Origin of the sequence: Sphingopyxis sp. CCNWLW2 (genome assembly GCF_037095755.1) — a bacterium.
Lineage (GTDB): Bacteria > Pseudomonadota > Alphaproteobacteria > Sphingomonadales > Sphingomonadaceae > Sphingopyxis.
Genome location: NZ_JBAWKJ010000001.1, coordinates 847,344 through 871,471, shown reverse-complemented (window position 1 = coordinate 871,471; position 24,128 = coordinate 847,344). Strand labels below are relative to the sequence as shown.

The following is a 24,128-nucleotide window of genomic DNA, read 5'->3' as shown; positions in this document are numbered from 1 at the left end:
GCAAGGGGGTAGGGTTAACCCTACCCCCGGCAAATTCGGATCAGCGTGCGCCCATCGTACGCAGGCGGTCGCGGAGCAGGCCCCAGGCGGCGACGCCTTCGACAACCTGACCGTTGATGACAAAGGTCGGGGTGCCGGTGATCTGATATTTCTCGACCCCGGCGTTGGTGCCCTTTTCGATCGCCTCGACATTTTCGACCTTGGCAAGGCACTGCTGGATCGTCGCGGCGGGGACGCCGCGCTGCTGATAGAATTGATCGATTCCCCAGTCCTTGGCGAGCGCGACGAAGCGCTGCGCGGGGGGCAGTTTCATCGCTTCTTCGATCCCCGGCGCCGGCTTCGACGGACCGGCGATGAACGCTTCATGCTCGAGGAAGGTCGCGTCGGCGAGCGGGAAGAAGCGGTCGGGGCCGGTGCATTTGACGATCGCGCCCGCGATCGCGTCGACCGGGTGGAGCATGAACGGCGTCAGCTTGTACGACACGCGGCCGGTGTCGACGAAGTCGCGTTTCAGCTCCTCGTGCGAATCCTTGGCGAACTGGGCGCAGTGGCCGCAGGTGAAGGCGCCAAATTCCTCGAGTTTTATCGGTGCGTCTGGATTGCCCATCACGACGCCGTCGCCATCGACGTGCACGACCTGCGACCAGCTCTTGCCGGCCGGCGGCGCGACCTTGGCGACCACGGACTGTTCCTTGGACGGGTCGGTCGCACCGTCGCCGCAACCGGCGAGCGCGAGCGCGCCGAGCGAGGACAGAAGGGCGATACGAAGTGATGCGTTCATCTTTTTCTTTCTCCACGAAAACGGGAATGCGAGGCTTTTACGAGGCCTTGAGGGCAAGGTCGAGTTTCGATTTGAGCGCGGGCCACGCGGTCACTTCGGCGTTGCGGCCATTGACGAAGAAGCTTGGCGTGCCTCCGACGCGGTCGGCGTTAAGGGCGATGTTCGTCATCCCGGTGAGCTCGGCCTGCGCCACCTCGCTGTCGAGCGCGGCGTCGAGTTGCGTCTGGGTATAGCCGCGCGTGCGCATCAGTGCGGTGAGTCCCGTGGCGGCCGCGATCTTGCGCGCGCGCTCGCCGGTGGTGCCTTCGAACCAGCTCTTCTTCTGCGCCTCGGTCGCCTTCTGGATGCTGGCGATCAGCGTGGGGAAATTGTTGAAGATCGCCTGATGGTTGCCCGCGAACGCCTTGGGCCCGCCGCAGCGCGCGAGCAGGGCCGCGGTCATGTCGACGGGGTCGCGCACGAGGTTGCGATATTCGAAGAGCAAGAGCCCGCGATCGACATATCCGGTCTTCAGCGGCAGCGCGCTCGCCTTCGCGAAATTGGCGCACACGTGGCAGGTGTAGCTGAAATATTCGACGACCCGCACCTTCGCGGCGGGATTGCCGGCAAGGAAGGCGCCGATCGGGGTCGTTGTCACGGTCTGCGACCAGAGGGTGGGTTTCGCGGGGGTTGCGGCGATCAGGCCGAGCGCGGCGCCCGAAAGTGCCAGCACCGCCGCACGGCGATCGAGAAGCGGGTCGTCAAAAGCGGACATCCGTCGTTCCTAACTGATACGGGGAAGCTTGGGCGGCGTCGCCAGTCCCGCCGCCATGCGTTCGAGCACGGTGCGCAGTTCCGGGTCGCCGATGTCGCGCAGGCTGTCCCCCAGTTCGGCGGGTACGGGTTTGAGCATTGCCGGCTGCTGAACGGGCGCGGCGGGGATGACCTGGCCATGCGTCATGCGGACCTGCGCGACGGCGGCATAGCCGAAGAAGCGGTTGACCGCGCCGATGATGTCGGGCGCGACATGCTGCAGCATCGGCGCGTGCGCGCCGCTGATCGTGAGGTGGAGCGTGCCGCCGGCTTTCTGGCCCGCCGGAAAGCGGATCATCGCGGGTTGGGTGACGTCGGCAAGCCGGTCGCCGACGATCTCGCGCCAGCGGCTGACCACCGAGCTTTGCACGAAGCCGAATTTGCGAAAGGCGGCGCGGCCGATTTCGGGAACGAGGTCGGAGACCATGCGCGCTTCGCCGCCGCGCGGGCGTTCGTAAACGCGCACGGGCGGCTTGGCGGTTTTCGCCTTGCCTTTCGCCTTGGCCTTTTTGGCCGGCGCATCCTCGCCTGCGTCTTTCGTCATGCCGGGTGCCATGCCATAGGCGGGGGGTGAGCGTCCAGACTTCCCACATGGCAGATGACATCGCCCGCGACTTCGCGGACCGGCTGCTCGGCTGGTACGATCGGTCGGCGCGCGTGCTGCCCTGGCGCATCGCGCCGAACAGTGGCGGGGTCCCCGATCCCTATCGCATCTGGCTGGCCGAGGTCATGCTGCAGCAGACGACGGTCGCCGCGGTCGCGGGCTATTTCGCGCGCTTTACCGGGCGCTGGCCGACGGTTGCCGATCTGGCGGCGGCGGACGATGGCGATGTCATGGCGGCGTGGGCGGGGCTGGGCTATTATGCCCGCGCGCGCAACCTGCTCGCCTGCGCGCGCGCGGTCGTTCGCGACCATGGCGGGATGTTTCCCGATAGCGAGGCCGCCTTGCGCGCGCTGCCCGGGATCGGCGACTATACCGCGGCGTCGGTCGCGGCGATCGCTTTCGGGCGCCCGGCGGTGGTCGTCGACGCCAATATCGAGCGCGTGATCGCGCGCCGCCGCCTGATCGAAACCCCACTGCCGATGGCGAAGCGCGAGATTCGCGCCGCGCTGGCGCCGCTAGTGCCCACGGATCGCCCGGGCGATTTTGCGCAGGCGCTGATGGACCTTGGCGCGACCGTCTGCACGCCGCGTAGTCCGGCGTGCGCGATCTGCCCGCTGATGGCCGACTGCCGCGCGCGTGGGCTGCCCGATATCGAGCGCCTGCCGGTGAAGCCGCCGAAGAAGGCCAAGCCGCATCGGCATGGGCTGGCGCACTGGATCGAGCGCGATGCGCAGGTCTGGCTCGTGCGCCGGCCGGGCAAGGGGATGCTCGGCGGGATGCGCGCGCTGCCCGGCGGCGACTGGAGCGACGCGCCCCCCGCCGAGTCGGGAATCGTCAGCGTCGACCATGGTTTTACCCATTTCGACCTGACGCTGACACTGGTGCGGCGCGAAGCCCCTCCCGAAGCCGCCGATGCCGCAGCGGAAGGCCGATGGTGGCCGATCGCGGACCTTGACGCGGCGGGGCTGCCGACGCTCTATCGCAAACTGACCGACAAGATGCTGGAGAGAGACGCATGAACATGATGGTGTCGCGCCGCGCGCTGATGGGTGGGATGGCGCTGGCGGGTGCGGGGGCGTTACTGCCGCGCGCCGCGCTGGCGTGGAAGATCGACGGCGCCGCGCTCTATCCCGCGACCAATGCGTTCATCAAAGGCTTTGTCGACCGCCGTGAACTGGCGGGCACGCTCGCCGCGATCGGCAAGGGGCAGGAGGCGCCGGTCTTTTTCGGCGCGGGGGTGCAGTCGAACGATTCATCGACGCCGGTCGGCCCCGACACGCTGTGGCGCCTCTATTCGATGACCAAGCCCGTCACCGGCATCGCGGCGATGCTGCTGATCGAGGACGGCAAGATGAAGCTCGACCAGCCGATCGCCGATTTCCTGCCTGCCTTTGCGAACATGAAGGTCCAGAACGTCCCCGACGGCTCGATCACCGATGTGCGCCCCGCAAAGGGTCCGATCACGGTGCGCCAGCTGCTCACGCATACCGCGGGACTCGGCTATAATATCATCCAGAAGGGGCCGATCAAAAAGGCCTATGACGACAATGGCATCACCGGCGGGCAGGCGAGCCGGCTGCCGATCCCGGGTTTCGCGCCGGTGACCCCCGCGCCGAGCCTTGCCGTGATGGCCGACCGGCTTGCGGCGCTGCCGCTCGTCTACGAGCCCGGCACCAAGTGGAGCTATTCGATCAGCCTCGACCTGCTGGGGCGGTTGATCGAGGTCGTGTCGGGGCAGCCGTTCGACGCTTTCCTGAAGGCGCGATTGTTCGATCCGCTCGGGATGACGAGCACCGGCTTCATGGTAAGCGCGAAGGATGTCGGGCGCTTCACGAGCAATTATGCGCCCTTCGGCGGTGCGCTGATCCCGTTCGATCCCGCGGCGAGCTCGATCTATCTTGATCCGCCGCCCTATCCGTTCGGCGGCGGCGGGCTGGTGTCGAGCGCGCGCGATTACGACCGCTTTCTCGCGATGCTGCTGGGTGAAGGCGAAACCGGCGGCAAGCGCGTGATGAAGCGCGAGACCGCGCGGCTCGCGATGTCGAACCTCATCGCCGACAGCGTCGACCGCAAGGGGACGTTCATCGACGGGCAGGGCTTTGGTGCCGGCGGCCGCGTGTCGCTGCCGACCTCGCCGGGTGGCGAGGGCATTTTCGGCTGGGCGGGCGCCGCGGGGACGATCGGCTTTGTCCACCGGGGGCTCGGTTATCGCGTCGGCGGCTATACACAGATCATGCCGCCCGATGCGGTGTCGTTCCAGGGCAAGTTCGGCGAAACCTTCTTCAAGGATGTGACGCGCTGATGCCTTTGCCGCTCGGTTTCACGGGGGCGTGGCTCGACCGCGCCGATCAATTGCGTACCAACGAGGCGGCTTTCGCCGCGGCGGTAGCCGATCCGCGGGCGCGCTGCCTGGTGCTTGACGGCATAGATTTCGTGCCGGGCGAGGGCGGCGGGTTGCTGTGGGAGCCGCTCGACCCCGCCGACGATCGTGCGCCGATGCTGCTCGGCATCGACGATGATGAGATCCCGCATTTTGTGCGCGAGGCCCCGGCCGGCGCACGCATCGATGCGCGCTCGCGTACGGTGATGCGACTGCTGCCGTTGCTCTCGGGCGAAGAGGCGGCGCTGTATGGCGGCGCGCGCAGCCTTGTCGACTGGCACGCGCGGCATCGTTTCTGCGCGGTGTGCGGATCGCCGACCGACCTGTTTCGCGGCGGGTGGGGACGGCGTTGCGGCAGCTGCAACGCCGAGCATTTCCCGCGCGTCGACCCCGTCGTGATCATGCTCGCCGAATGCGAGGGGCGCGTGCTCGTCGGGCGGCAGGGCGGGTTTCCGCCGGGGTTCTTCTCGGCGCTCGCGGGGTTCGTCGAGCCCGGCGAATCGCTCGAGGAAGCGGTCGCGCGCGAATTGTTCGAGGAGGCGGGCATCCGCGTCTCGGATGTCAGCTATGTCGCGAGCCAGCCCTGGCCCTTCCCCTCGTCATTGATGATCGGGTGCCGCGCGGTCGCGAAGGACCCGGCGTTGACGCTCGACACGACCGAGATCGAGGCGGCGATGTGGGTCGACAGGGACGAGGTGCGCGCCGCGCTCGCGGGCGACATGGGCGCGCCGTTCATGGCGCCGCCGCCGCTGGCGATCGCGCGATATTTGCTGGAAGATTGGGCTGGTTAGAGCCGCTTGCCGGTAATCCGACTGATTTCCTTGGCGACCATCGCCTCGACCAGCGCGGGCAGGTTGGTGTCGAGCCAGTCCTTGAGCATCGGGCGCAGCGCGTCGAGGACGACATCCTCCATCGTGCGGCCGGCGACGGTCGGGGCGGCCACGGTTGCAGCGGCAACCGCGGGCGCGACCGCGGCGGTCAGCGCTTCGAGCGACTGGCGCGCGGCATCGGCGCTCGCCTCGGAAACGAGCTCCGCGGCCGCGGGGGCGGCATCGGCCCGGTCTTCTTCATCCTGAAGGTCGAGAATATCATCGGCTTCGGGGACGCGAATCTCGCGCGCCGAGCCCGGCGCCTCGTCGCGAGCGATCACGCGCCGAATCGACGACAAGATATCTTCCATCGATGGTTCCCGCGACATATCGCCCATAACCAACCCCCTAAACCATCGCGATTACCGGATGGTTAACCATCCTCTTACCGATTCGAGGCGGATTTTGCCAAGCCTTATTGTGGCGAGAGCGATGGCGGACCGACGGGAACGCTGGCGGTGGCAGCGGGAACGGCGCGGGTGTCGGTCGCGACCTGCTGCGGTGCCGGATCGTCGGCCCAATCCCAGATCTCGCCGCGCACGCGCTTGTAATTGACTTCGGGATCGTAGAGCGCGCCGCCGCCGATGCCGAGATCGCGCGCTTCGGCCTTGCCCATTGCGGCGAGGACCGAGAAGGCGGCGACGTACGAGTTGCGCTGCGCCGACACGAGCTGGACCTGCGTGTTCAGATATTCCTGTTCGGCGTTCAAAATGTCGAGGATCGACCGCGTGCCGACGCTGTTTTCGGCGCGCACGCCTTCGAGCGAGAGGGCGTTCGCGCTGACCGCCTGCTGCGTCGCGGTGATGATGCGTTCGTTCGCCTGCCACGCGGCATAGGCACCGCGCGTCTGCGCGATCACGCCGCGTTCGGTTTCGACATATTGTTCGATCGCCTGGCTGCCGCGCGACTGCGCCTGCCGCACCTGGGCCGACCGGCGTCCGCCGGTGAAGATCGGCAGCGTTACCGAAACCCCGGCGGCCGCGTTCGATGTTTCCTGCAATACGCCGATGCCGGTGACACCGCTGTTCAGCGAGCCGAGGTAATTATTGTAGCCGCCGCCGACCGTCGCCGAGAGTTTCGGCGCGCGGGCTGCCTTTGCCGCGCCAATGTCCGCCTTGGACGCATTGACCAGCTGATTCGCGGCCTCGATATCGGGATTGGTGTTGAGCGCGATTCCGACCGCTTCTTCGGCGCTCGCGGGCAGGTTCGGCAGCGTCGGCGGTGCCTGCAGGTCGGTCGGTGCGTCGCCGACAAGCCGGATATAGGATTCGCGGCTGCCGATCAGATTGGCTTCGGCGTTGCGCAAATCGCCTTCAGCGAGCGCGAGCCGCGCCTCCGACTGGGCAACGTCGGTGCGCGTCAGGTCGCCGATCTCGAAGCGATCGCTCGTCGCCTGAAGGTTGGTCCGCAGGACCGAGACGTTCTTTTGGTTGAGCTGGACGATCGCCTGGTCGCGAATGACGTCCATATAGGCGCCGACGACCTGCGAAAACACGCTTGCTTCGGTTGCGCGCAGGTCGGCTTGTCCCGCCTCGACGCGATATTTCGCGGCGCGCACGGCGTTGCGGACGGCGCCTCCCTGATAAATCGGCACCGACAGCTGGCCGCTCGCGGTAATCGATCGCGTCGGCGCGTTGAAGCTGTTGCCGGGGATGATCAGATTTTCCTCATAATCCGCGCGGGTGTTGACCTCGGGAAGACCGAAGCTTTTCTGGATCGGCACATTCTCGTCATTCGCACGCTGTCCCGCGCGCGCGCCGGTCAGCGTCGGGTTGTTTTCATAGGCCTTGGCCAGCGCACCCTGCAGCGTTTCGGCCTCTGCCGCCGCGGGCAACATCAACGCGCCGACCGCGAGGCCAGCGAGCCAGCTGGACCGGCGAAGGGGCTGTTTCTTATTATTATCGTTCATAAAGATCTCAGCCCCGAAACAAGGAAGGAAGTGGCCTTAAAACTGAAAAGCGACCGGTGCCGCAAAGCCCGGCAGCGGCGCGACGTCCATGTCGGCGAAGCTGCGCAGCGCGACCGCGCCGCCGGCCTTCACGCCCTCGACCAGCCGCGTCACCGCACCTTCGCGCCGCGCTGCGATCAGCCGGCCGCCGTCGGCGAGCTGCTGGGCAAGCGCGTCGGGCAGCGTTTCGATCGCGCCCTCGATGATGATGCGGTCGAACGGCGCCGCATCGGGCGCACCGGCGGCCAGCGGTCCCTGGGTCCAGTGGATATTGGCGTTGGCGACCGCGCCCTCTGCCACCGCCATCAATTCACCCTGTTCCTCGACGGCATGGACTTCGGCGCCGAGCAGCGCGAGCAGTCCGGCGGTATAGCCCGTCGCGCTGCCGACCAGCAGCACGCGCTGGCCGGGGCGGATCGCCGCCGCGACCAGCATCCGACCGGTGACCAGCGGCGCGTTCAATGCGCGGCCATGACCGAGCGCGATCGGGCGGTCCATATAAGCGACGCCGGCGAGCGCGGCGGGCACATGCGCCTCGCGCGGTGCCGCGGCCATTGCGCCGATCACCGCGGGGTCGATGACATCGTTGGTCCTGAGCTGGCTGTCGATCATGGCAGCGCGCATCTCTGCCGCAGTGATTTCGCTAAACTTCGTCGCCATCAGCCTTTTCCAATTCCCTGGAACTTGAACCTTTGCGGGGCAGCTTTAGCCGAAGCAATGCTGTATTGCAATAGTAATACAGCCCCGCAGCCGCATCGCGTGTCGCATAGCTGCCAATGGGGGTGCCGCCAACCCTCATCGCGCGCTGTACCGCGGCCCGAGCGGTGCCGGTCCGGCGAATCCTTGACAAGGCAGCCAAAGCCCCTCACTAGCGGCGCCGTCCAACACCCGGCCCGTCCCAAAAAGGATGCGGTAATTTGGCATGAGGCCCGATGGCGGAGTGGTGACGCAGCGGATTGCAAATCCGTGCACGCCGGTTCGATTCCGGCTCGGGCCTCCAATATCCTGTCAGCGGACGGTTGCTGGTGGTTGAAAAACTCCCCGTTTTCTGCTAGTTATGGGGCATTCACTGATTGCCGGTGATGGTCTCTGATTGCCCGTAATTGTGGTCGTTGGGGGCCTTTTTCGGGGCAGCCGAGGCCCCCATTTGCGCGAGGCCCCCAAATGGCTCTGACAGATGCCGCAATCCGCAATGCTAAACCCAGAGAAAAGCCTTATAAGGTTGCAGATTCCAAAGGACTATATCTGCAGATCAACCCTGCTGGCAGCAAGCTCTGGCGGCTGAAATATCGAATCAATGGCGTGGAGCGGAAACTGGCGCTCGGATCTTATCCCGAAATCAGTTTGGCCGAAGCTCGCGAGGCGCGCGATGCTGCTCGCAAGCAAGTGGCGCATTCTATCGATCCGAACTTCGCGAAGCGCGAAGCGCGAATTGAGGCGACCGTGCGCGCTCGCAACAGCTTCGCGCATGTTGCAGACGATCTTATTCAGAAAAAGACGCGCGAAGGTTTGGCCGCGCCGACGCTGAAAAAGATGCATTGGTTCGTGAAGCTGCTCGGGCCAGAGTTCGGCAGGCGCCCGATAGCCGACATCACTCCGCATGAGATTTTGCATGAGCTTCGTAAGCATGAGCGTCGGGGCCGGCTTGAAACCGCCAACCTCCTCCGATCATTCGTCAGTCGCGTGTTCCGATATGCTGTTGCAACTGCGCGCGCTGATCGCGATCCCGCACAGTTGTTGATTGGTGCGCTGACTATTCCGAAGGTGAAGCATTTTCCGGCAATCACCGATCCGGTTGCGTTCGGCGGGTTGCTGCGCGCGATCGACGACTATCAAGGTGATCCCGCCGTCATGGCGGCCTTGAAGCTCACGCCCCATCTTTTCCAGCGCCCCGGCGAGATGCGCCAGATGGAATGGAGTGAGATCGATTTCGACAAGGCGGTGTGGACGATCCCCGAGGGCAAGATGAAGATGCGCCAGCCGCATGCGGTGCCTCTTTCGCGACAGGCCTTGGCGATTCTCTCCGACATGCGGATTCTGTCGGGATCGGGCCAATTTGTCTTTCCATCGGTGCGCACCCGTTCGCGCCCGATTAGCGACAATACGCTGAACGCGTCGCTGCGGCGCATGGGATATCCCAAGGATCAGATGACGGCGCATGGTTTTCGCACGTCGGCATCATCGCTCCTCAACGAATCGGGATATTGGAATCCCGACGCGATCGAGCGTGCGCTGGCGCATGCGGTCGGGGGCACTGTCCGCCGCATTTACAATCAGTCGGCCTATTGGGCCGAACGCGTCGAAATGGCCCAATGGTGGAGCGACTATCTCGACGATCTGCGTGAAGGAGGAAATCGATGCCCGTCGCCGAGACCACAGCCCCGACCGGGATATGGCATCGGCCGACCGATGCACATCGGAGTCTCGCGCGGATTGCCGCTCGCCTCTTATACGCCAAGGACAAGGAGGAGCTGGGGTTAGACGAGGTCGATCGCGTCGCCGTCGCCATCGAGCGCGCGGTCAGGCGCCGGTTCCTTGTCCTAGCTACGTCATTCCTGCTCTGTATTCTTCTTTTGTTGCTCGTCCTGGTCGTTTGGGGCGCGGCGGTATTGAACGGGGATGACATCGGTCAGGCGGCTTCGGTGGCAATGATCGCCCTGCTCGCGATGGCTGCTTGCATCGCGGCGTCTTGGCGGCATTTCCAATATGGATTGGGGATTGCCGAAAAGAAGCGAACCCCCGTCTATGGCAGCAGCCGCCGTTCGACCGTCGAAACGCTCGAGAAGCTTTTCGACTATCTAGGCCGCCGAACTGCCCCGGCTACCTATTACTACGACCGGAAAGGCATGCGGCGTCCGGTCCATCGCCGCCACTTTTACGGGCGGCTGCGAGGCTTGCTGTTGTCTGAAGTCGCCAGCGACCGGGCGATCGTGCTTCCGCCACGCGGCTTCTGGTTCAGCGCTCAGATCTTCGTCGATGCCGAACCGGAAGAGATCATCCGGGCGCTCAAAGTGCGGCCCAACAGCGGAGGGCGCCCGAAGGAATACGATTATGAGGCGATGCTGCTGGCCTTGATCGAGCACCCCGCGCTCCGCGCGATCGATCCAGATGAATATCGTGCTGAAAGCGCGGTCATGGACCTTATTAGAGATCGCTGCGAACCGAGCGAGGACCATGACAATGATATTCGCGTTCCGGAGAACACCCGCCTGCGGGCATTTGCGAAAAACATCGTCGCGGCGGTAAAAATAAATCGGGGCGCCGGCTAGACGGGACGCTTCAGGAGATAGCGAAAACTGACCGAAAAGCGCCAAAATCGGTAGCGCACGGTTGCCGAAATCTCCCACCGCTCGCAGATTTGTTTGGTGTTCGCGTTACCGGACGACCCATGCACAATCATGTGCAACCTGAGCTGTCTCCCGCCAACAATCGTCACACACGGAGACCCTCATGGAACCCCTCGTCCTTTCGATCAACGAAACTGCCAAGGCGCTCGGCATTGGCCGGTCGTCTGTCTATGCTCTCATCAAATCGGGATCGCTCGATGCGATCAAGATCGGGACCCGAACTTTGCTGACCACGGAGTCGATCCGTCGCCTCGCTCAATCCGGACTCACCAGCTGACCTGCCGACACCGGTAGCGAAAGCGAATTTCGCCGCATCTTCGAAACATCACGGCGAACGCCGAGCTCTAAATGAGCGCGGCCTGGAATGAGCGCGCACTGGCGGCGGCAGGCTGCCGCCAGAGGTCGCGCGTTTGCACGGTGGGCCGCGCGGCGCTCTTGGCTCGCTGGTCTTGACGGGGCGGCCGCGAAGCACATCTGCGCGCGCACGCCGCCCCGCCTGCGGCTTCGCCAAGGGCGCATTTGTTATCCGGTGAGGACGCCGCGCTGACCGCACGGCGGCGTTGTCGTTGGGCCGGCCACGGACAACGGGTCGTTCGGCGCACGGCTATGGGATCGCTCGGCCGGTCCGCAAGCCGATGCTGCGCATCGGCTCCTACACTTCGTTACGGCCCTTCGGGTGCGCCCCGTCCTTTGGCGCGGTCCCGTCGCCTTTTCTCGCCGCCCGCCCCGCCGTCCGGGGCCGGGTGTGGTTGAAGAGAGAAGGAAGAAAGTCATGAAGCTGGATTTCATTGAACTGGGCAACCTGTCCATCGCTGCCGCCAACATGCGCGGGAAGGGGAAAGACCCCGACGTCGCAGACCTTATGCCGAGCATCCGCGCGCGGGGCGTGCTCGTTCCGCTGCTTGTCCGTCCGAACTGCTCGGAAGGCCATTACGAGATCGTGGCGGGGCGTCGGCGTTTTACCGCCGTTGGTGCCGTCGCGCGCGAGGGCGGGGCGGTGAAGCCTATCCCTTGCGCCATTCTCGACGAGGGTGATGATGCCGATGCGCTCGAAGCGTCGATGCTCGAAAATCTCGCGCGGGTGCAGCCCGACGAGGTCAGCCAGTGGGAAGCGTTCGTCGCGTTGGTCAAGGCGGGGCGGTCGGTCGAAGAGGTCGCGGACAGCTTCGGGTTCGAGCCGGGCGCGGTGAAGCGCATCCTTGCGCTTGGCAATCTGCTCCCGCGCATCCGCACCCTCTATCGCGGCGGCGAGATTGATGCGGGCACCGTCCGGCATCTGACCCTTGCATCGAAGAGCCAGCAGAAGTCATGGCTCGCGCTGTTCGACGATGAAGGCGCCTATTGTCCGACCGGCCATCAACTGAAAGCATGGCTGTTCGGCGGCACGGCTATCGCGGTCAAGCATGCCCTGTTCGATGCCGAGGAAGCAAAGCTTGCAGTCGTGTCTGACCTGTTCGGCGAGGACAGCTTCTTTGCCGACGCCGATGGCTTCTGGTCGGCGCAGACCGCCGCCATCGAGGCGCGCAAGGCGGAGTATCTCGAAGCCGGATGGTCAGATGTTTCCGTCATGGCGCGGGGCGACTGGTTCCGCTCGTGGGATTACACTCATGCGGGCAAGCGCAAGGGCGGCCGCATCTATGTCGAGGTTCGCGAGAGCGGCGAGGTGACTTTCCACGAGGGGTTTGTCACCACCAAAGAAGCGAAGCGGCTTTCGGGCGGAGGTGGGAGCGAGGACGGGGATGCCCTTACCGCCAAGCCCGTTCGTGCCGAAGTGTCGGGTCCGCTCAATGCCTATATCGACCTCCACCGCCATGCGGCGGTGCGCGCCGATCTGGCAGGGCATGGCGGCGTCGCGCTGCGGGCGATGCTCGCGCATGTCATCGCGGGGGCCGACCTCTGGCGCGTCGATGTCGAGGGCCAACGGGCGCCAAAGGAGGATATTGCCGAGAGCGTCGAGACGTCTTCCGCAGAAACTGCATTCGACCTCAAGCGCCGTGCTGTGCTCGCGGTGCTCGGGTTCGACGAGGACGCACCGACCGTCACGGGAAGGCCAATGAACCGTCCCCCTTTTGCCCCGCTGTTCGCGCGGCTGCTGGACCTTCCCGATCCGGTGGTGCTGGAGATTGTGGCGATCGTCATGGGGGAGACGTTGCAGGCAGGAAGCGAGGCGGTGGAGATGATCGGGCTCCATCTCGGCACGGACATGCGCCAGCACTGGTCGGCGGACGGGGCCTTCTTCGACCAGCTTCGCGACCGCGAAGTTCTGCTCGCCATCGTCGGCGAGGTTGCGGGACCGGAGGTCGCCGCAGCGAACGCCGGTGAGAAGGGCAAGGCGTTGAAGGCCATCGTCTCCGATTGCCTTGAAGGGTCAAACGGTCGGACGAAGGCTCAACCGTGGGTGCCGCAATGGATGGCGTTTCCGCCTTCGGCCTATACGACGCGGGGCGGGGTCGGCAGCGTCAAATCGGCGCGGCGAGTCGCGCACGAGCTTGCGGCTCCGGCAGCGTCCGAACCCGATGCAGAAGACGGACAGCCTTTGGCAGCATGAGAAGACGGCGGGCGGCTTTGGTCGCCCGCCTTATTTTTCTGCGGGCGCAAAATGACGCGCCGGCCTTGTTGGCCGGCGCGGCGCTCATGACTTGGGCGCGCCGCCGCCGCAAGCGGCGACGGCCCGCGGTTCAGCCAAAGAAAGAGGCGACGCGAAGTTGCCTTCGCGCCGCCCATACGAGGATGCTGCATCCTTCGCCCCTCCATCCTGACTTGCCGGGGTCGCTAATCGCCAAGCCCGGACGGAAGTTGGCGAGCCCGATAATATCGTTTCTGACCCAGGGATTGTACGAAAACGCCAAATCGCATGCCTTGGACATGGTTTTCTTGCCGCGCGGTATGAGCCGATAGGAAGACGGACTGCCACTCGGGCGCGGCCGCTCTGATCGTAGCCACAGTTCGCGGTTAGATCGCATTTCTCACTCAAGTTTCGTTTGATCGTTCACGCGGATAGCGCGGGCACGCTCCACCTGTTCTGCAGAACCATCCCGGCGACGGGCGATGTGACCTGAACCGGCGCGGCGTCCCGCGAAAGCGCGGCGGCGCGATTATTTCCCCGCGTGCTGCGCACGCTCCTCGCGGCCGCTTCGCTTCAAATAATCGCGCCGCCGCACTCCTCCGCTTCGCTTCGGCCCTTCGGGTTCCCGGCACGCCTTACGCGCCGGTTCCTGGTCCGCCCCATGCCGCAGGGATGGTCCCGCGGTACTTCAAGGAGACGACCAATGGCAGCTATCGGCTTTGTGAACGGCACCATCGAAACGGGTTTCGTGGGCCAACTCAAGACCCTCTCGATCCGCGCAGCGATCGAAATCCGGACCAACCGCTCGAAGAGCGGCGACGTCCAGCCCGACTACCGGGTCTGGTCCGAAGGCGTCGAGATCGGTGCCGGCTGGATCCGCGTCGGACAAGTTTCGGGCGAACCCTATGTTTCGCTGAGCCTCGCGGCGCCCGAGTTCGGACCGCGCCGCCTCTATGCGAACCTCGGCCGCGCGGCCGGGCAGGACGGCGAGGACGGTTACGCGCTGATCTGGAACCCCGCCGACTGAGGCAGGCTTCCACCCCGCGCCGAAAATATGCGGCGCGGGGCTTTGCCATGCTTGGCCTTCAGGCAGCGTTGCGATAGCGCTCGAGGTCGGCGAGCGTGAACGAGACGGGATCACGGAGCCAGAGCTCGACTTCGCCCGCGCGCCAGCCGCAGCAGCGCTCGGCGAGCTTATGCTGCGGCGGAAAGGTCCCGGCGGAGATCTTGCGATAGAGGGTGGCGCGGCTGAGCCCGGTGAGATCGAGGACTTCGGTAAGCCGCATGAGACGGAGGGGAGATTGATATGCCATGCGATTATTCTCCATATGTCGGGGGATCATATTGCGACGGGAGATCATAGAAGGGGATCGGGGCTTCGTTCGTCAACGCCGCAGAAACCCGCCCTTTTTGTTATCGCAAGATGGCGTAGAGCCGTGGGCATCCATGGGCGTCCGTGGAGGTTCGCGGGCTGTATTGGCGTAGCTCGAACTTTTTTTCTCACAGCGTCTCGCGGATGACGCCGCCCGAAGGGAAATGAGGCCGTCGGCGACGGCCGCGCTCAAAATGTCGCGCCGTAACCGGCGCGGGGATGATCTGATTCGCGTGGGACGAGGGCGCCGCTGGCGCGCATTCGGTCGCCGCGTTGCGGCGGCGTAGATGTCCCGGCGCTGCGGGGACGGAGGTGGGCGTCACTCGCCTTAGCCCCGCCCGGTCGGGCCGCAACCCTGCGGGTCCTCCTCTTCGTTCCGGTCCTTCGGATGCAGCCCGCCCGATGATGCGGGTCTGCCGGCTCCTTCCTGCCGCCCACCTCCGCCCCCTTCCGGGCCGGGGTGCGGTGGCTGGAAGGAGCAAGGATATGCGCAAGGAAAGAATCGAACGGGCGAGCCTCTATTCGGAGGTCACCAACCGGATCATCGTGGAGCTCGAAGAAGGGCGGCTGCCATGGGTGCAGCCTTGGGACAGCGCGGCATGTGGATGCACCATGCCGCAAAATGCCGGAACCGCGCGGCGCTATACCGGCATTAATGTCCTGATCCTGTGGGCCGAGGTTGTCGCCAAGGGCTATGCGTCGCAGCGCTGGCTAACTTACCGGCAGGCCGAAGCCGCAGGCGGCAATGTCCGGCGCGGCGAGAAGGGCACGGTCATCTGCTATGCCGATCGCTTCACGCCCAAGGCGGAAGCCGAAGCCGCGCGCGGCGACGAACGCGAGGCGCGGCAGGTGGCGTTCCTCAAGCGCTTCGTCGTGTTCAATGTTGATCAATGTGAGGGACTGCCCGAGGCCTATATCACGCCGATGGTCAGTCCCGATCCGGTGATTGCCGTCGGCGCGGCCGATGCGCTGATCGCCGCGACCGGCGCGCGCTTCCAGATTGGCGGCGGTGACGCCTTTTACAGCCCGAGCCATGATTTTGTGGCTGTGCCGCCGCAGGCAGCGTTTCATGAGCCGATCAACTGGTATCGGACGGCGCTGCATGAGCTTGGTCATTGGACCGGTCACGGCAGCCGTCTGGACCGCGACCAGAAGGGCGGGTTCGGATCGGACAGCTACGCGAAGGAGGAACTTGTCGCCGAGATGGCGTCGGCGTTCACCTGTGCGTCGCTCGGCATCGCGCCGACCGTTCGTCATTCCGATTATATCGCGTCGTGGCTGTCGGTATTGCGCGGCGACGAAAAGGCGATCTTCCGCGCCGCCAGTCAGGCGAGCAAGGCTAGCGATTATCTGCTTGCCTTCGCAGGAGCGGGACAATGAGGCGCCGCGATCTTTCGACCGTCACCATCGAGGACGCCGAACGCCGCATGGTGATCGCGCTCGGCAAGATGACCGCGCGTCAGGGGGATATCTTCCTGTCGATCCGCTTCGATGAAACGCCTTACGAGGAGCTGGCGTCGCGCCACGGTATCACCGTTGATGAGGTCACCCACGACTTCGCCTGCGCGCTTGGCATGTGGTCGCGCTGCCTCCATGCGCGCTTCCCGCATCTGGTTTGGCCATGGCTTTGATCGGCGGGGGGGGGGGGGGGGGGGGGGGGGCCCCCCCCCCCCCGCCGCCTTACAGGGTGAAAAGGATGCGAACAGGTCTCGATCATCTCCCGCAATCCAAGCAGCGCGAGCTTGCCGATGTCGTGCGCATCCTGTTCGAGGAATTCGAAATCGCGCATGCGCGCGGCAACTCGGACTGGAACCGCAAGGGCCGCATTTTCAAGATCGTTATCTACGGCAGCTATGCGCGCGGCGACTGGGTCGATGATCCCGTCGGCGGCTACCAGTCGGACTATGACATCCTCGTCGTCGTGAACAACGAACGGCTGACCGAGTTCGAACATTGGTCGGCGGCCGAAGACCGCCTCATGCGCGAGGTCACGATCAACCACACGCTGACCGCGCCGGTCAGCTTCATCGTTCACTCTCTGAAAGATGTGAACGCGCAGCTTGAGCGCGGGCGTCCCTTCTTTGTCGATATCGTCGAGCAGGGCATCGCGCTCTACGAGGCCGAGGGATATGAGTTTGCACAACCGCGCAATCTGCCTGCCGACGAAGCGCTGGTTGAAGCAGAAAAGCACTTTGAAGAATGGTTCGGTACTGCGTCGGGATTTCGCGACACGGCAGCCTACGCTCTATCGAAGGCCCGAAACAAGGAAGCGGCGTTTCTATTCCATCAGGCCACGGAGCGCTTCTATCATTGCGCGCTCCTCGTGCTGTCTCTCTACAGTCCCAAATCGCACCGGCTTAATTTCCTTCGGTCGCAATGCGAGCAGATTGCGCCTGAATTGGTTGAAGCATGGCCGCGCGACGACAAGTTCAGTCGCCGTTGCTTCGAGCTTTTGCGGCTCGCCTATGTCAACGCACGCTACTCGCCGCACTACAAGATCAGCGCCGAGGAATTGGCTTGGATCGGTGAGCGCGTCGCCGTGCTCGAAGGCCTCGTCGGAAAAATTTGCCGCGATCATATCGCGGCGCTCGGCAGCGCGAACCGCGCCGCCGAATAGAGAAGGATATCGATTTGGAAGATCATGAAACGCTAGTCACGCTGACCGCTGATATTGTCGCAGCCCACGTCAGCAACAACAGCGTGGCGATTTCCGACATTCCGTTGGTCATCCGGTCGGTGCACGAAGCGCTCGCTGGTCTTTCCGCGAACGCCGAGCCGGAACCCGAACCGCAGCAGCCCGCCGTGTCAGTTCGTTCGTCGGTGAAGCCGGATTACATCGTCTGTCTTGAAGACGGCAAGAAGCTCACCATGATGCGCCGCTATCTGATGACGAAGTTCGGCATGACGCCCGATGACTATCGCGCGAAGTGGAACCTGCCGAAGGATTATCCGATGGTCGCGCCCAATTATGCCGAGAAGCGCCGCGAACTTGCCAAGCAGATCGGCCTTGGCACCAAGGGCCGCGGCAGCGGCCGCAAGCCTGCCCCGCGCGGACGCGCAAAAGCGAAATAGTCCTCCGTAGTCGCGCCGTCGGCGTGGCAACGAACCTCGGTTTCGCGCGTAAGACCGTGGACCAATTTTCCACGGAGTATCCATGAAGAAGCCCGTTCTTGCCGCCGGTGCGGCGGCAGCCGTCGCCGCGCCGTTCGCCTACCTCCTCTGGAAATATTATCCGCGCCCCGGACCGGTCGGGAACTACTCGGTCCCCGACCCCGCGAAGGCGGTCGACCTCCACCGATATATGGGTCGCTGGTACGAGCAATATCGTTACGACGCATCGTTCGAGGAGGGCCTGGAAGCCGTAACGGCGGATTATTCGCTGAACCGCGACGGCACTGTTTGCGTCGTCAACCAGGGTCGCAAGCGTGGCCCCAATGGCAAGCTGCGCAAATCCGTCGGTAAGGCCAGGATCGAGGACAAGGCGACGAACGCCAAGTTGAAGGTGTCCTTCTTCCGTCCCTTCTACGGCAACTACTGGGTGCTCGACCATGGCGACAATTATGAATGGTCGATCGTCGGCGAGCCGTCGGGGCGCTATCTTTGGGTTCTCACGCGCAACGCCAAGCCTGGCGCGGCGCTTCTGAACGAGCTCGAAGCGCGCGTTCGCGCGCTTGGCTATAATTGGTCGATGATTCACTTCACCCGGCACTGATTGCATTGTCCAACGGAGCGGCCGCGAACGCGCGCCGCCCCCGGCGGCGCCAGAGTAGCATGTGCTGTTCGCGCGCTTCGCCGCGCAGCGTCGCGGCGGCAGCGACGAGCAGTCCGAGAATGACGGCGCGATCGTCGCCGGTGAGCTCGATCAGATCCGCCTTGGCGATCAGGCCGCCAAGCTCGATCAGCTGGCGGGTGCGTTCGCGTCGTTTCACCTGCCACTCGCGCGTGTCATGCCGTGCCCGCTTCGCCTGCAGGCGGTTGCGGGCCTGCACCGCTCGCCGATGCGCTGCCCGCGTTCCGGCCAGGGCCTTTGCGAGCGCGGGCGCCGTCTCCGCGAAAGAAGGCCGCGCCGCTCTTGCGCCACGCCTCCTTCTGCGCCGCGTCGGTGCCCACGGCATCGAGCAGCGCACCTGCCAACTGCTCGATAGACAGGGCGTCGGCACCCGTTGCTATGACCAACTCGCCGAACTGGCCCTGCTTCCTCGTCTTGAGCGCCTTCGCCTTGTCGGTCAGTGCCTGGAGTTCGGCATCAAAATCGCGGGGTTTACGCATCGTTTGTCCTTCCATGTTCATGGGATCGGACGAACCAGCTATGCCGAGTCTCACGGCCCCGCAAGGTCCTGGAATTCCGTGAGATGACCTGATCCCGAGCGCGATGAAATCGTGTGAGGGCGCGCTTATACGTCGTGCCGACGTGCTCGTTTTGCCCTAAATGAATAGCCCTCATGGCGATCTATCATTTCTCGGCAAAAGTGATTTCCCGCGCCGGCGGCAGCAGCGCGGTCGCCGCCGCCGCCTATCGCTCGGCCGACCGGCTGCACGATGAGCGGCTCGGTCGCAGCCATGACTTCTCGAACAAGGCGGGTGTCGTCCACAGCGAGGTGCTGCTGCCCGAGGGCGCTGACGAGCAGTGGCGCGATAGGGAACGGCTCTGGAACGATGTCGAGGCGGCCGAGCTTCGCAGGGACGCGCAGCTTTCCCGCGAGATCGAGTTTGCGATTCCCAGAGAGATGACCCAAGAACAGGGCATCGCGCTCGCCCGTGATTTCGTGCAAGCCGAGTTCGTCGATCGCGGGATGGTCGCCGATCTAAATGTGCATTGGGACATCGGCGCCGACGTGCTCGCCAAGCCGCACGCCCATGTCATGCTGACGATGCGCGAGATCAAGATCGGTGAGGATGGAAGCGCCGAGTTCGGCGCCAAGGTGCGCGACTGGAACCGCACCGAGCTTTTGACGCATTGGCGCGAAGCCTGGGCAGAGCATGTCAACGAGCGGCTTGCCGCGATCGACATTGATGCGCGCGTCGATCATCGGACCTTGGAAGCGCAGGGCATCGACCTCGAGCCACAGCACAAGATAGGCCCGGCGGCCTCGCGCATGGCGGCCGAAGGGCTGGAGGCTGATCGGCTCGCCGAGCATATCGAGATCGCGCGCACAAATGGTGAGAAGATCATCGCCAATCCCGGCATCGCGTTCGACGCGATCACGCATCGCCAGGCAACGTTCACCAACCGCGATCTTGCGATGTTCGTGCACCGCCACAGCGACGGCAAGGAGCAGTTCGACGCCGTCATGTCGGCAGTCAAATCGTCGCCCGATCTCATCGCGCTTGGCAGGGATGGACGCGGCGACGATCGGTTCACGTCCAAATCAATGATCGAGACCGAGCAGCGGCTCAAGCACGCCACCGCCACGCTCGACGCGCGTCGTAATCACGCTGTCGCCGACCGTCACCGCGAACGGGCGCTGGCCGGCGCGTCAGCGCGCGGCCTTGACCTTTCCGCCGAGCAACGCGGCGCGCTCGAGCATGTCACCAGCGCGCGCGGAGTCAGCAATGTCATCGGCTATGCTGGGACCGGCAAGAGCGCGATGCTCGGCGTTGCCCGCGAGGCATGGGAAGCGGCTGGCTATCAGGTACAGGGTGCCGCGCTGTCGGGCATTGCGGCGGAGGGTCTCGAGCATGGCTCCGGTATCGCATCGCGCACGCTCGCGAGCCTTGAACATCAATGGGCCAATGATCGGGAGCGTCTAACCGACAAGCATGTCCTCGTCATCGACGAGGCGGGGATGGTGGGGACGCGCCAGCTCGAACGCGTCGTGTCCGAAGCGGAGCGTCAGGGCGCCAAGGTCGTCCTGGTCGGCGATCCGCAGCAGCTTCAGGCGATCGAAGCGGGTGCCGCGTTCCGCGCTGCAGCCGAACGTCACGGCGCTGTCGAGATCATGGACATCCGCCGCCAGCAGGAGGGCTGGCAGCGCGAAGCGACGCGTGAGCTTGCGACCGGACGGACCGGCGAGGCGATCGGGCGTTATGCTGAGGCCGGCTTTGTGCACGCGGCCGAAACCCGCGAGGCGTCGCGCGCCGAGCTGGTCGATGCCTGGGATCGTGATCGCCGACACTATCCGGATGCCAGCCGGATCATCCTGACCCACATCAATGACGAGGTGCGGGCGCTCAACGAGGAAGTGCGCGACCGACTGAAGACGAACGGCGCGCTCGGGGCCGAGGTTGCTATCACCGTCGAACGCGGCGAGCGGATGCTCGCCGCGAACGACCGTGTGATGTTCCTGAAGAACGAGCGGAGCATCGGCGTGAAGAATGGCTCGCTCGGCACGGTGCAGAATGTCGACCGCATGCGCATGGCGGTGATGCTCGACGACGGACGTAGCATCGCCTTCGACCTGAAGGACTATGCCCATGTCGATCATGGTTATGCCGCGACGATCCACAAGGCGCAGGGCATGACCGTCGACCGCGTGCAGGTGCTCGCGACGCCGGGGGTAGACAGCCACTCGACTTACGTCGCGCTGTCCAGGCATCGCGAGCAGGTCGATCTATATTACGGCCGCGACGATTTTGCGACTCGGAACAGGCTCGTGCATGCTGCCTCGCGCGAGCGCGGCAAGGACATGGCGAGCGACTATCGGGCACCGACACCCGCGAAGTCGACCGAGCCCAAGCGCGGCATGTTCGACGGGCTGAAACTTTCCGTCGCGCGCGAGACGCCAGCCGCAGTGACAACCGAACGGCGGCGCCCAGTCAAGTTTGCGGAGGTCCGCGTGAGCGCCCGGTTGCTCGATGCCGAGCCGTCGCGTTCGCCGCTCGACAAGGCCATTGAGCGATTCGCGCGCATCACGAAGCAGATCGTCGATGCCCGGCGCGCCGGCGGGAAGGAACTGCCGCACGAACTCGATGCCTATCGCACGGCCCGGCGGGAACTCGATGCGCTGCGTCCCGGCGCCGCGAACGATCTGCGTGAGGCTTTCGGAAAGAGCTACCAGCTGACGAAGGACGCGGCGGAGGGTCGGACTGATGGCGCGATGGCGGCGATGGATCGCCAGGACGCGGCACGCGCTGCCGAGCGAGCAGCGGCCGAACGCACTACGCGCGATCGCGTCAGGCTTGCCGCCGATACCGAGAAGCAGGCCGATCTGTTCGTTGCGACCTGGAAGAAGGAGAGCGCGCGCGTGAAGGACGCCCCGACCTATGCGGCGCGCGACGCGGCGCGTGCCAATCTGAGCGACATGGCGAAGAGCCTTCACCGCGACCCGCAGCTCGAGTCGCTGCTTCAGAACCGGCGTGCGCAGCTCGGGCTGGACGTTATGAGCACGAAAACGCTGTCTCAGGATCTCCAGCTAAGTCTAGGCCGTGGACGCGGCATGGGCATAGGGATGTAGGCTGCATCCATGACCCAGAAACCAGCTCGCACAGCCCGGCAGCCCGCCGATGCCGCCACCGCCTTCGAGGATCTGCGCCGCGAGATATCGCTTCAGCGCACCGCGATCGAAGGCCTGACCTCGGCCAAGGACAAGCTCCCCGATTACTCGCCAACGCTGCGCGACATGGAAACGCGGCTCGGCCAGTTGGAAAAGCACGTAGAAAGCATCAACGAACACCCGGCGATGCTGCTCACGCCGCTGACGATTGCTACGGAAATGCACGAAGGATTGATCACCTACCGAGCTGATGACCGCAAGATCCTCGTGGAGGCGTGCGACGCGCTGGCGCGCTCGCTCGGCCGGGTCGAGGGCATGATCAAGCAGAAGCGCTCGAACGACCAACAGAACTGGTGGGTGACATGGGCGGGCACGGGCGGATTGATGTTTGGTGCGTTCTTGACGCTCATCGGCGTGGCGGTTTGGACCTAAAATGACAGTACCGTGTCTCGGCGGCAATGCGCCTCGATTGTCGCCGTTCGGCCCCCGGCCGACGATCCTGTAAGCAGTCATAGTTCTTCTCGCCCGGAGCTGAAGCAAGAACGGCCGACACTGAGTACTTTGGCCCTCGTACGGCGATGGCAGGCTTCTGAGAATTGCCAATTGGGATCCGGGTGCTCTTTCTCGATGGCGTTTGTCACACCGGTAGACGAGGTACTCGCTAGAAATCTTGGGCATCTAGATCAGGTAGTGCGAGGCCAATAGTCGGCGACGCGTAGTGAGTGTCGACGGCATAGACCGCCGATCCCACCTCCAGCAACTCGATCGAGCCTTCCACATAAGCCAACCCAGCGTTCGACGCTGCGGGGAGAGGGGAAGCGAAGTCAAGAAAATCGAAGTCCGCCTCGGGGCGCGTGGGCGGAGCTTCGCCTTCCGCTTCTTGAGGCGCTTGCACGCAGATGATCGCGGCGTCGCCCATAACAGCGATGTTCTTCCCACCTTCCCGCTGCGCTGAACGAAAAATGATCGCGTCGGGTGTCACCTCGTCCCCCCCGCCAGCGCACAGACTTGTTGGTGAGGTACTCTGCCACCACCTGCGCGGGAACGTATTCTAGGTGCTCGTCCCCCGGAAGGATTGGCTGGCTGATCTCGGACGCGAAGCTCTGCATGAACGCCCATTGCGTGGCGCGGACCATCTGGTTTTTGGCGAAGATATCGAGCTGCCTGCCCGCCCGAGTGAACCGTGTGAGGTCGAGCACGTGAATCGGGCGGTAGACACGGAACGCGGCTAGGCTGATTAGCGAGCCCACGGCGGGGCGCAACTCGGCGACTGCAGTGTCCTTCTCCGTCGCGCCATAGAACACCGCGATGCCGGCAGCATTCATACGTCCCGCCCGCCGTAGCGGTCGGGGAGGCGGTCCCATCAGACCGGCGGGGTTCTGCGCTATCGCGCGGAAGGCTTCCTCGTCGGCGACGATGCGGGCGCGATAGAAGAGGGGCTCATCTGCGGGCGAAAGGCGGTAGAAGGCTGGCTTATTGTCGATGTCTGACTGATTCTGGATTCCGTCGAAAATCTCGGCGAGGAACTCCTTGGCGGGATCGTTAAAGAAGCGCTGGTGGTGGAGTATCGCCTCGCGGAAGCGACGCCATAGTGCACCATGGCGCCAGCCGTCGACGCGGATCGGGACGTATGTCTGGTCCTCCGCGAAGAAGGCCTCCTCACCGTCAGGCGGCCAGTAGTCATCGTTGTCAATCAGCCATCCGATGAGCGCGTCGATGACCAGATCATCGTCGGCGCCAGTTGTCTCATTAATCACCGTGTGGAGGTCGTCGCCCTCCTGCGAGTCGAACATCCACTCGCCGATCGCGTAGTTCGCACGCAAAGCCGGTTCGACGATCCGGCCGACTTCAGCAATCGGGATGGCCTTGCGGGTCGGATGGAACTGGCAGTACTCGCCGTCGGGGAGAGCGGGCCGAATTTCGATAAGCCGGCGCTTCAGCGTCGTATTCTCAAAGCACTCCGGACATACATTCATCACGCGTCCCCAACCTCGTACAAAGCCTGCTCACGCGAGCGGAGGCTTGCACCTTTTGTT

At 64.5% G+C, this 24,128-nt stretch carries 24 protein-coding genes and 1 tRNA gene; 15 read left to right on the top strand and 10 right to left on the bottom strand.

Features of this window, described 5'->3' with window-relative positions; all coding sequences use genetic code 11:
• Positions 1 to 40: 40 nt before the first annotated feature.
• The 3 genes from V8J55_RS04065 to V8J55_RS04055 are packed head-to-tail and all read right to left on the bottom strand — an operon-like array spanning position 41 to position 2,117.
• Positions 41 to 781, bottom strand: a complete 741-nt coding sequence (locus V8J55_RS04065; protein ID WP_336444456.1) for a DsbA family protein — start codon at positions 779 to 781, stop codon at positions 41 to 43.
• 37 nt (positions 782 to 818) lie between these two features.
• Positions 819 to 1,535, bottom strand: a complete 717-nt coding sequence (locus V8J55_RS04060) for a thioredoxin domain-containing protein (RefSeq protein ID WP_336444455.1) — start codon at positions 1,533 to 1,535, stop codon at positions 819 to 821.
• A gap of 9 nt (positions 1,536 to 1,544) precedes the next feature.
• Complete coding sequence (locus V8J55_RS04055; RefSeq protein WP_336444454.1) at positions 1,545 to 2,117, bottom strand: DUF721 domain-containing protein; 573 nt, start codon at positions 2,115 to 2,117, stop codon at positions 1,545 to 1,547.
• Positions 2,118 to 2,164: 47 nt separating this feature from the next.
• Here V8J55_RS04055 and V8J55_RS04050 point away from each other — a divergent pair, with 47 nt between their 5' ends.
• From V8J55_RS04050 to nudC, 3 genes are read left to right on the top strand one after another with little or no spacing between them, the layout of a single operon-like run.
• Positions 2,165 to 3,196, top strand: coding sequence for an A/G-specific adenine glycosylase (locus tag V8J55_RS04050; RefSeq protein ID WP_336444453.1), 1,032 nt, complete (start codon positions 2,165 to 2,167; stop codon positions 3,194 to 3,196).
• On the top strand, positions 3,193 to 4,479 hold the full coding sequence (locus tag V8J55_RS04045; protein WP_336444452.1) for a serine hydrolase domain-containing protein: 1,287 nt from the start codon (positions 3,193 to 3,195) through the stop codon (positions 4,477 to 4,479). Before V8J55_RS04050 ends, V8J55_RS04045 begins: the two co-directional genes overlap by 4 nt.
• The gene (gene nudC / locus V8J55_RS04040) at positions 4,479 to 5,348 is read left to right on the top strand and encodes an NAD(+) diphosphatase (protein ID WP_336444451.1); all 870 of its coding nucleotides are present in this window, start codon (positions 4,479 to 4,481) and stop codon (positions 5,346 to 5,348) included. The genes V8J55_RS04045 and nudC overlap by 1 nt, the downstream gene beginning before the upstream one ends.
• Here nudC and V8J55_RS04035 read toward each other — a convergent pair.
• From V8J55_RS04035 to V8J55_RS04025, 3 genes are all read right to left on the bottom strand, one after another.
• The gene (locus V8J55_RS04035) at positions 5,345 to 5,737 is read right to left on the bottom strand and encodes a DUF2497 domain-containing protein (protein ID WP_137889280.1); all 393 of its coding nucleotides are present in this window, start codon (positions 5,735 to 5,737) and stop codon (positions 5,345 to 5,347) included. The two genes, nudC and V8J55_RS04035, sit on opposite strands and share 4 nt — an antisense overlap.
• Positions 5,738 to 5,841: 104 nt before the next feature.
• Positions 5,842 to 7,335 (bottom strand): TolC family outer membrane protein, encoded by a 1,494-nt coding sequence (locus tag V8J55_RS04030; RefSeq protein WP_336444450.1) that lies wholly within the window; start codon positions 7,333 to 7,335, stop codon positions 5,842 to 5,844.
• A 36-nt stretch (positions 7,336 to 7,371) separates the two neighbouring features.
• Positions 7,372 to 8,034 (bottom strand): protein-L-isoaspartate O-methyltransferase family protein, encoded by a 663-nt coding sequence (locus V8J55_RS04025; protein ID WP_336444449.1) that lies wholly within the window; start codon positions 8,032 to 8,034, stop codon positions 7,372 to 7,374.
• A gap of 266 nt (positions 8,035 to 8,300) precedes the next feature.
• On the opposite strand from V8J55_RS04025, the gene V8J55_RS04020 reads away from it, so the two are divergent.
• The 5 genes from V8J55_RS04020 to V8J55_RS04000 all read left to right on the top strand — a co-directional run bounded on the left by V8J55_RS04020 (position 8,301) and on the right by V8J55_RS04000 (position 14,314).
• Positions 8,301 to 8,374 (top strand) — tRNA-Cys (locus V8J55_RS04020).
• Between the two features lie 164 nt (positions 8,375 to 8,538).
• Entirely contained in the window at positions 8,539 to 9,855 is a 1,317-nt protein-coding gene (locus tag V8J55_RS04015) for a tyrosine-type recombinase/integrase (protein ID WP_083435983.1), read from the top strand.
• A gap of 969 nt (positions 9,856 to 10,824) precedes the next feature.
• The gene (locus tag V8J55_RS04010; RefSeq protein WP_062185672.1) at positions 10,825 to 10,998 is read left to right on the top strand and encodes a helix-turn-helix domain-containing protein; all 174 of its coding nucleotides are present in this window, start codon (positions 10,825 to 10,827) and stop codon (positions 10,996 to 10,998) included.
• Between the two features lie 495 nt (positions 10,999 to 11,493).
• Positions 11,494 to 13,269, top strand: coding sequence for a ParB/RepB/Spo0J family partition protein (locus V8J55_RS04005; protein WP_062185670.1), 1,776 nt, complete (start codon positions 11,494 to 11,496; stop codon positions 13,267 to 13,269).
• 721 nt (positions 13,270 to 13,990) lie between these two features.
• On the top strand, positions 13,991 to 14,314 hold the full coding sequence (locus V8J55_RS04000; RefSeq protein WP_062185668.1) for a DUF736 domain-containing protein: 324 nt from the start codon (positions 13,991 to 13,993) through the stop codon (positions 14,312 to 14,314).
• A gap of 58 nt (positions 14,315 to 14,372) precedes the next feature.
• Here the strand turns inward: V8J55_RS04000 and V8J55_RS03995 are convergent, their stop codons facing one another.
• Entirely contained in the window at positions 14,373 to 14,600 is a 228-nt protein-coding gene (locus V8J55_RS03995; protein ID WP_062186950.1) for a helix-turn-helix transcriptional regulator, read from the bottom strand.
• A 545-nt stretch (positions 14,601 to 15,145) separates the two neighbouring features.
• Between V8J55_RS03995 and V8J55_RS03990 the strand changes: the two genes are divergently transcribed.
• The 5 genes from V8J55_RS03990 (at position 15,146) to V8J55_RS03970 (ending at position 18,371) form a co-directional block, all read left to right on the top strand.
• Positions 15,146 to 16,039: an ArdC family protein gene (locus tag V8J55_RS03990; protein ID WP_062185666.1), complete on the top strand. Its 894-nt coding sequence runs from the start codon at positions 15,146 to 15,148 to the stop codon at positions 16,037 to 16,039.
• Positions 16,036 to 16,290: a hypothetical protein gene (locus tag V8J55_RS03985; RefSeq protein ID WP_062185663.1), complete on the top strand. Its 255-nt coding sequence runs from the start codon at positions 16,036 to 16,038 to the stop codon at positions 16,288 to 16,290. Before V8J55_RS03990 ends, V8J55_RS03985 begins: the two co-directional genes overlap by 4 nt.
• On the top strand, positions 16,281 to 17,276 hold the full coding sequence (locus tag V8J55_RS03980; protein WP_336444448.1) for a HEPN domain-containing protein: 996 nt from the start codon (positions 16,281 to 16,283) through the stop codon (positions 17,274 to 17,276). The genes V8J55_RS03985 and V8J55_RS03980 overlap by 10 nt, the downstream gene beginning before the upstream one ends.
• Before the next feature lie 14 nt (positions 17,277 to 17,290).
• Positions 17,291 to 17,731, top strand: a complete 441-nt coding sequence (locus V8J55_RS03975; protein ID WP_370568755.1) for a MucR family transcriptional regulator — start codon at positions 17,291 to 17,293, stop codon at positions 17,729 to 17,731.
• A gap of 82 nt (positions 17,732 to 17,813) precedes the next feature.
• Complete coding sequence (locus V8J55_RS03970) at positions 17,814 to 18,371, top strand: lipocalin family protein (RefSeq protein ID WP_062185659.1); 558 nt, start codon at positions 17,814 to 17,816, stop codon at positions 18,369 to 18,371.
• Here V8J55_RS03970 and V8J55_RS03965 read toward each other — a convergent pair.
• Both V8J55_RS03965 and V8J55_RS03960 read right to left on the bottom strand, forming a co-directional pair.
• Entirely contained in the window at positions 18,358 to 18,588 is a 231-nt protein-coding gene (locus V8J55_RS03965) for a conjugal transfer protein TraD (RefSeq protein WP_062185658.1), read from the bottom strand. The genes V8J55_RS03970 and V8J55_RS03965 overlap by 14 nt on opposite strands.
• A gap of 16 nt (positions 18,589 to 18,604) precedes the next feature.
• The gene (locus V8J55_RS03960) at positions 18,605 to 18,928 is read right to left on the bottom strand and encodes a conjugal transfer protein TraD (protein WP_152682490.1); all 324 of its coding nucleotides are present in this window, start codon (positions 18,926 to 18,928) and stop codon (positions 18,605 to 18,607) included.
• A gap of 173 nt (positions 18,929 to 19,101) precedes the next feature.
• On the opposite strand from V8J55_RS03960, the gene traA reads away from it, so the two are divergent.
• Together traA and V8J55_RS03950 are read left to right on the top strand one after the other, a co-directional pair.
• The gene (gene traA, locus V8J55_RS03955; protein WP_336444447.1) at positions 19,102 to 22,053 is read left to right on the top strand and encodes a Ti-type conjugative transfer relaxase TraA; all 2,952 of its coding nucleotides are present in this window, start codon (positions 19,102 to 19,104) and stop codon (positions 22,051 to 22,053) included.
• 9 nt (positions 22,054 to 22,062) lie between these two features.
• Positions 22,063 to 22,524 (top strand): hypothetical protein, encoded by a 462-nt coding sequence (locus V8J55_RS03950; RefSeq protein WP_062185654.1) that lies wholly within the window; start codon positions 22,063 to 22,065, stop codon positions 22,522 to 22,524.
• Positions 22,525 to 22,916: 392 nt separating this feature from the next.
• On the opposite strand, the gene V8J55_RS03945 is transcribed toward V8J55_RS03950, so the two are convergent.
• A complete protein-coding gene (locus tag V8J55_RS03945) occupies positions 22,917 to 24,068 on the bottom strand; it encodes an RES domain-containing protein (protein ID WP_336444446.1) in 1,152 nt (383 codons plus the stop codon).
• Positions 24,069 to 24,128: the final 60 nt, after the last annotated feature.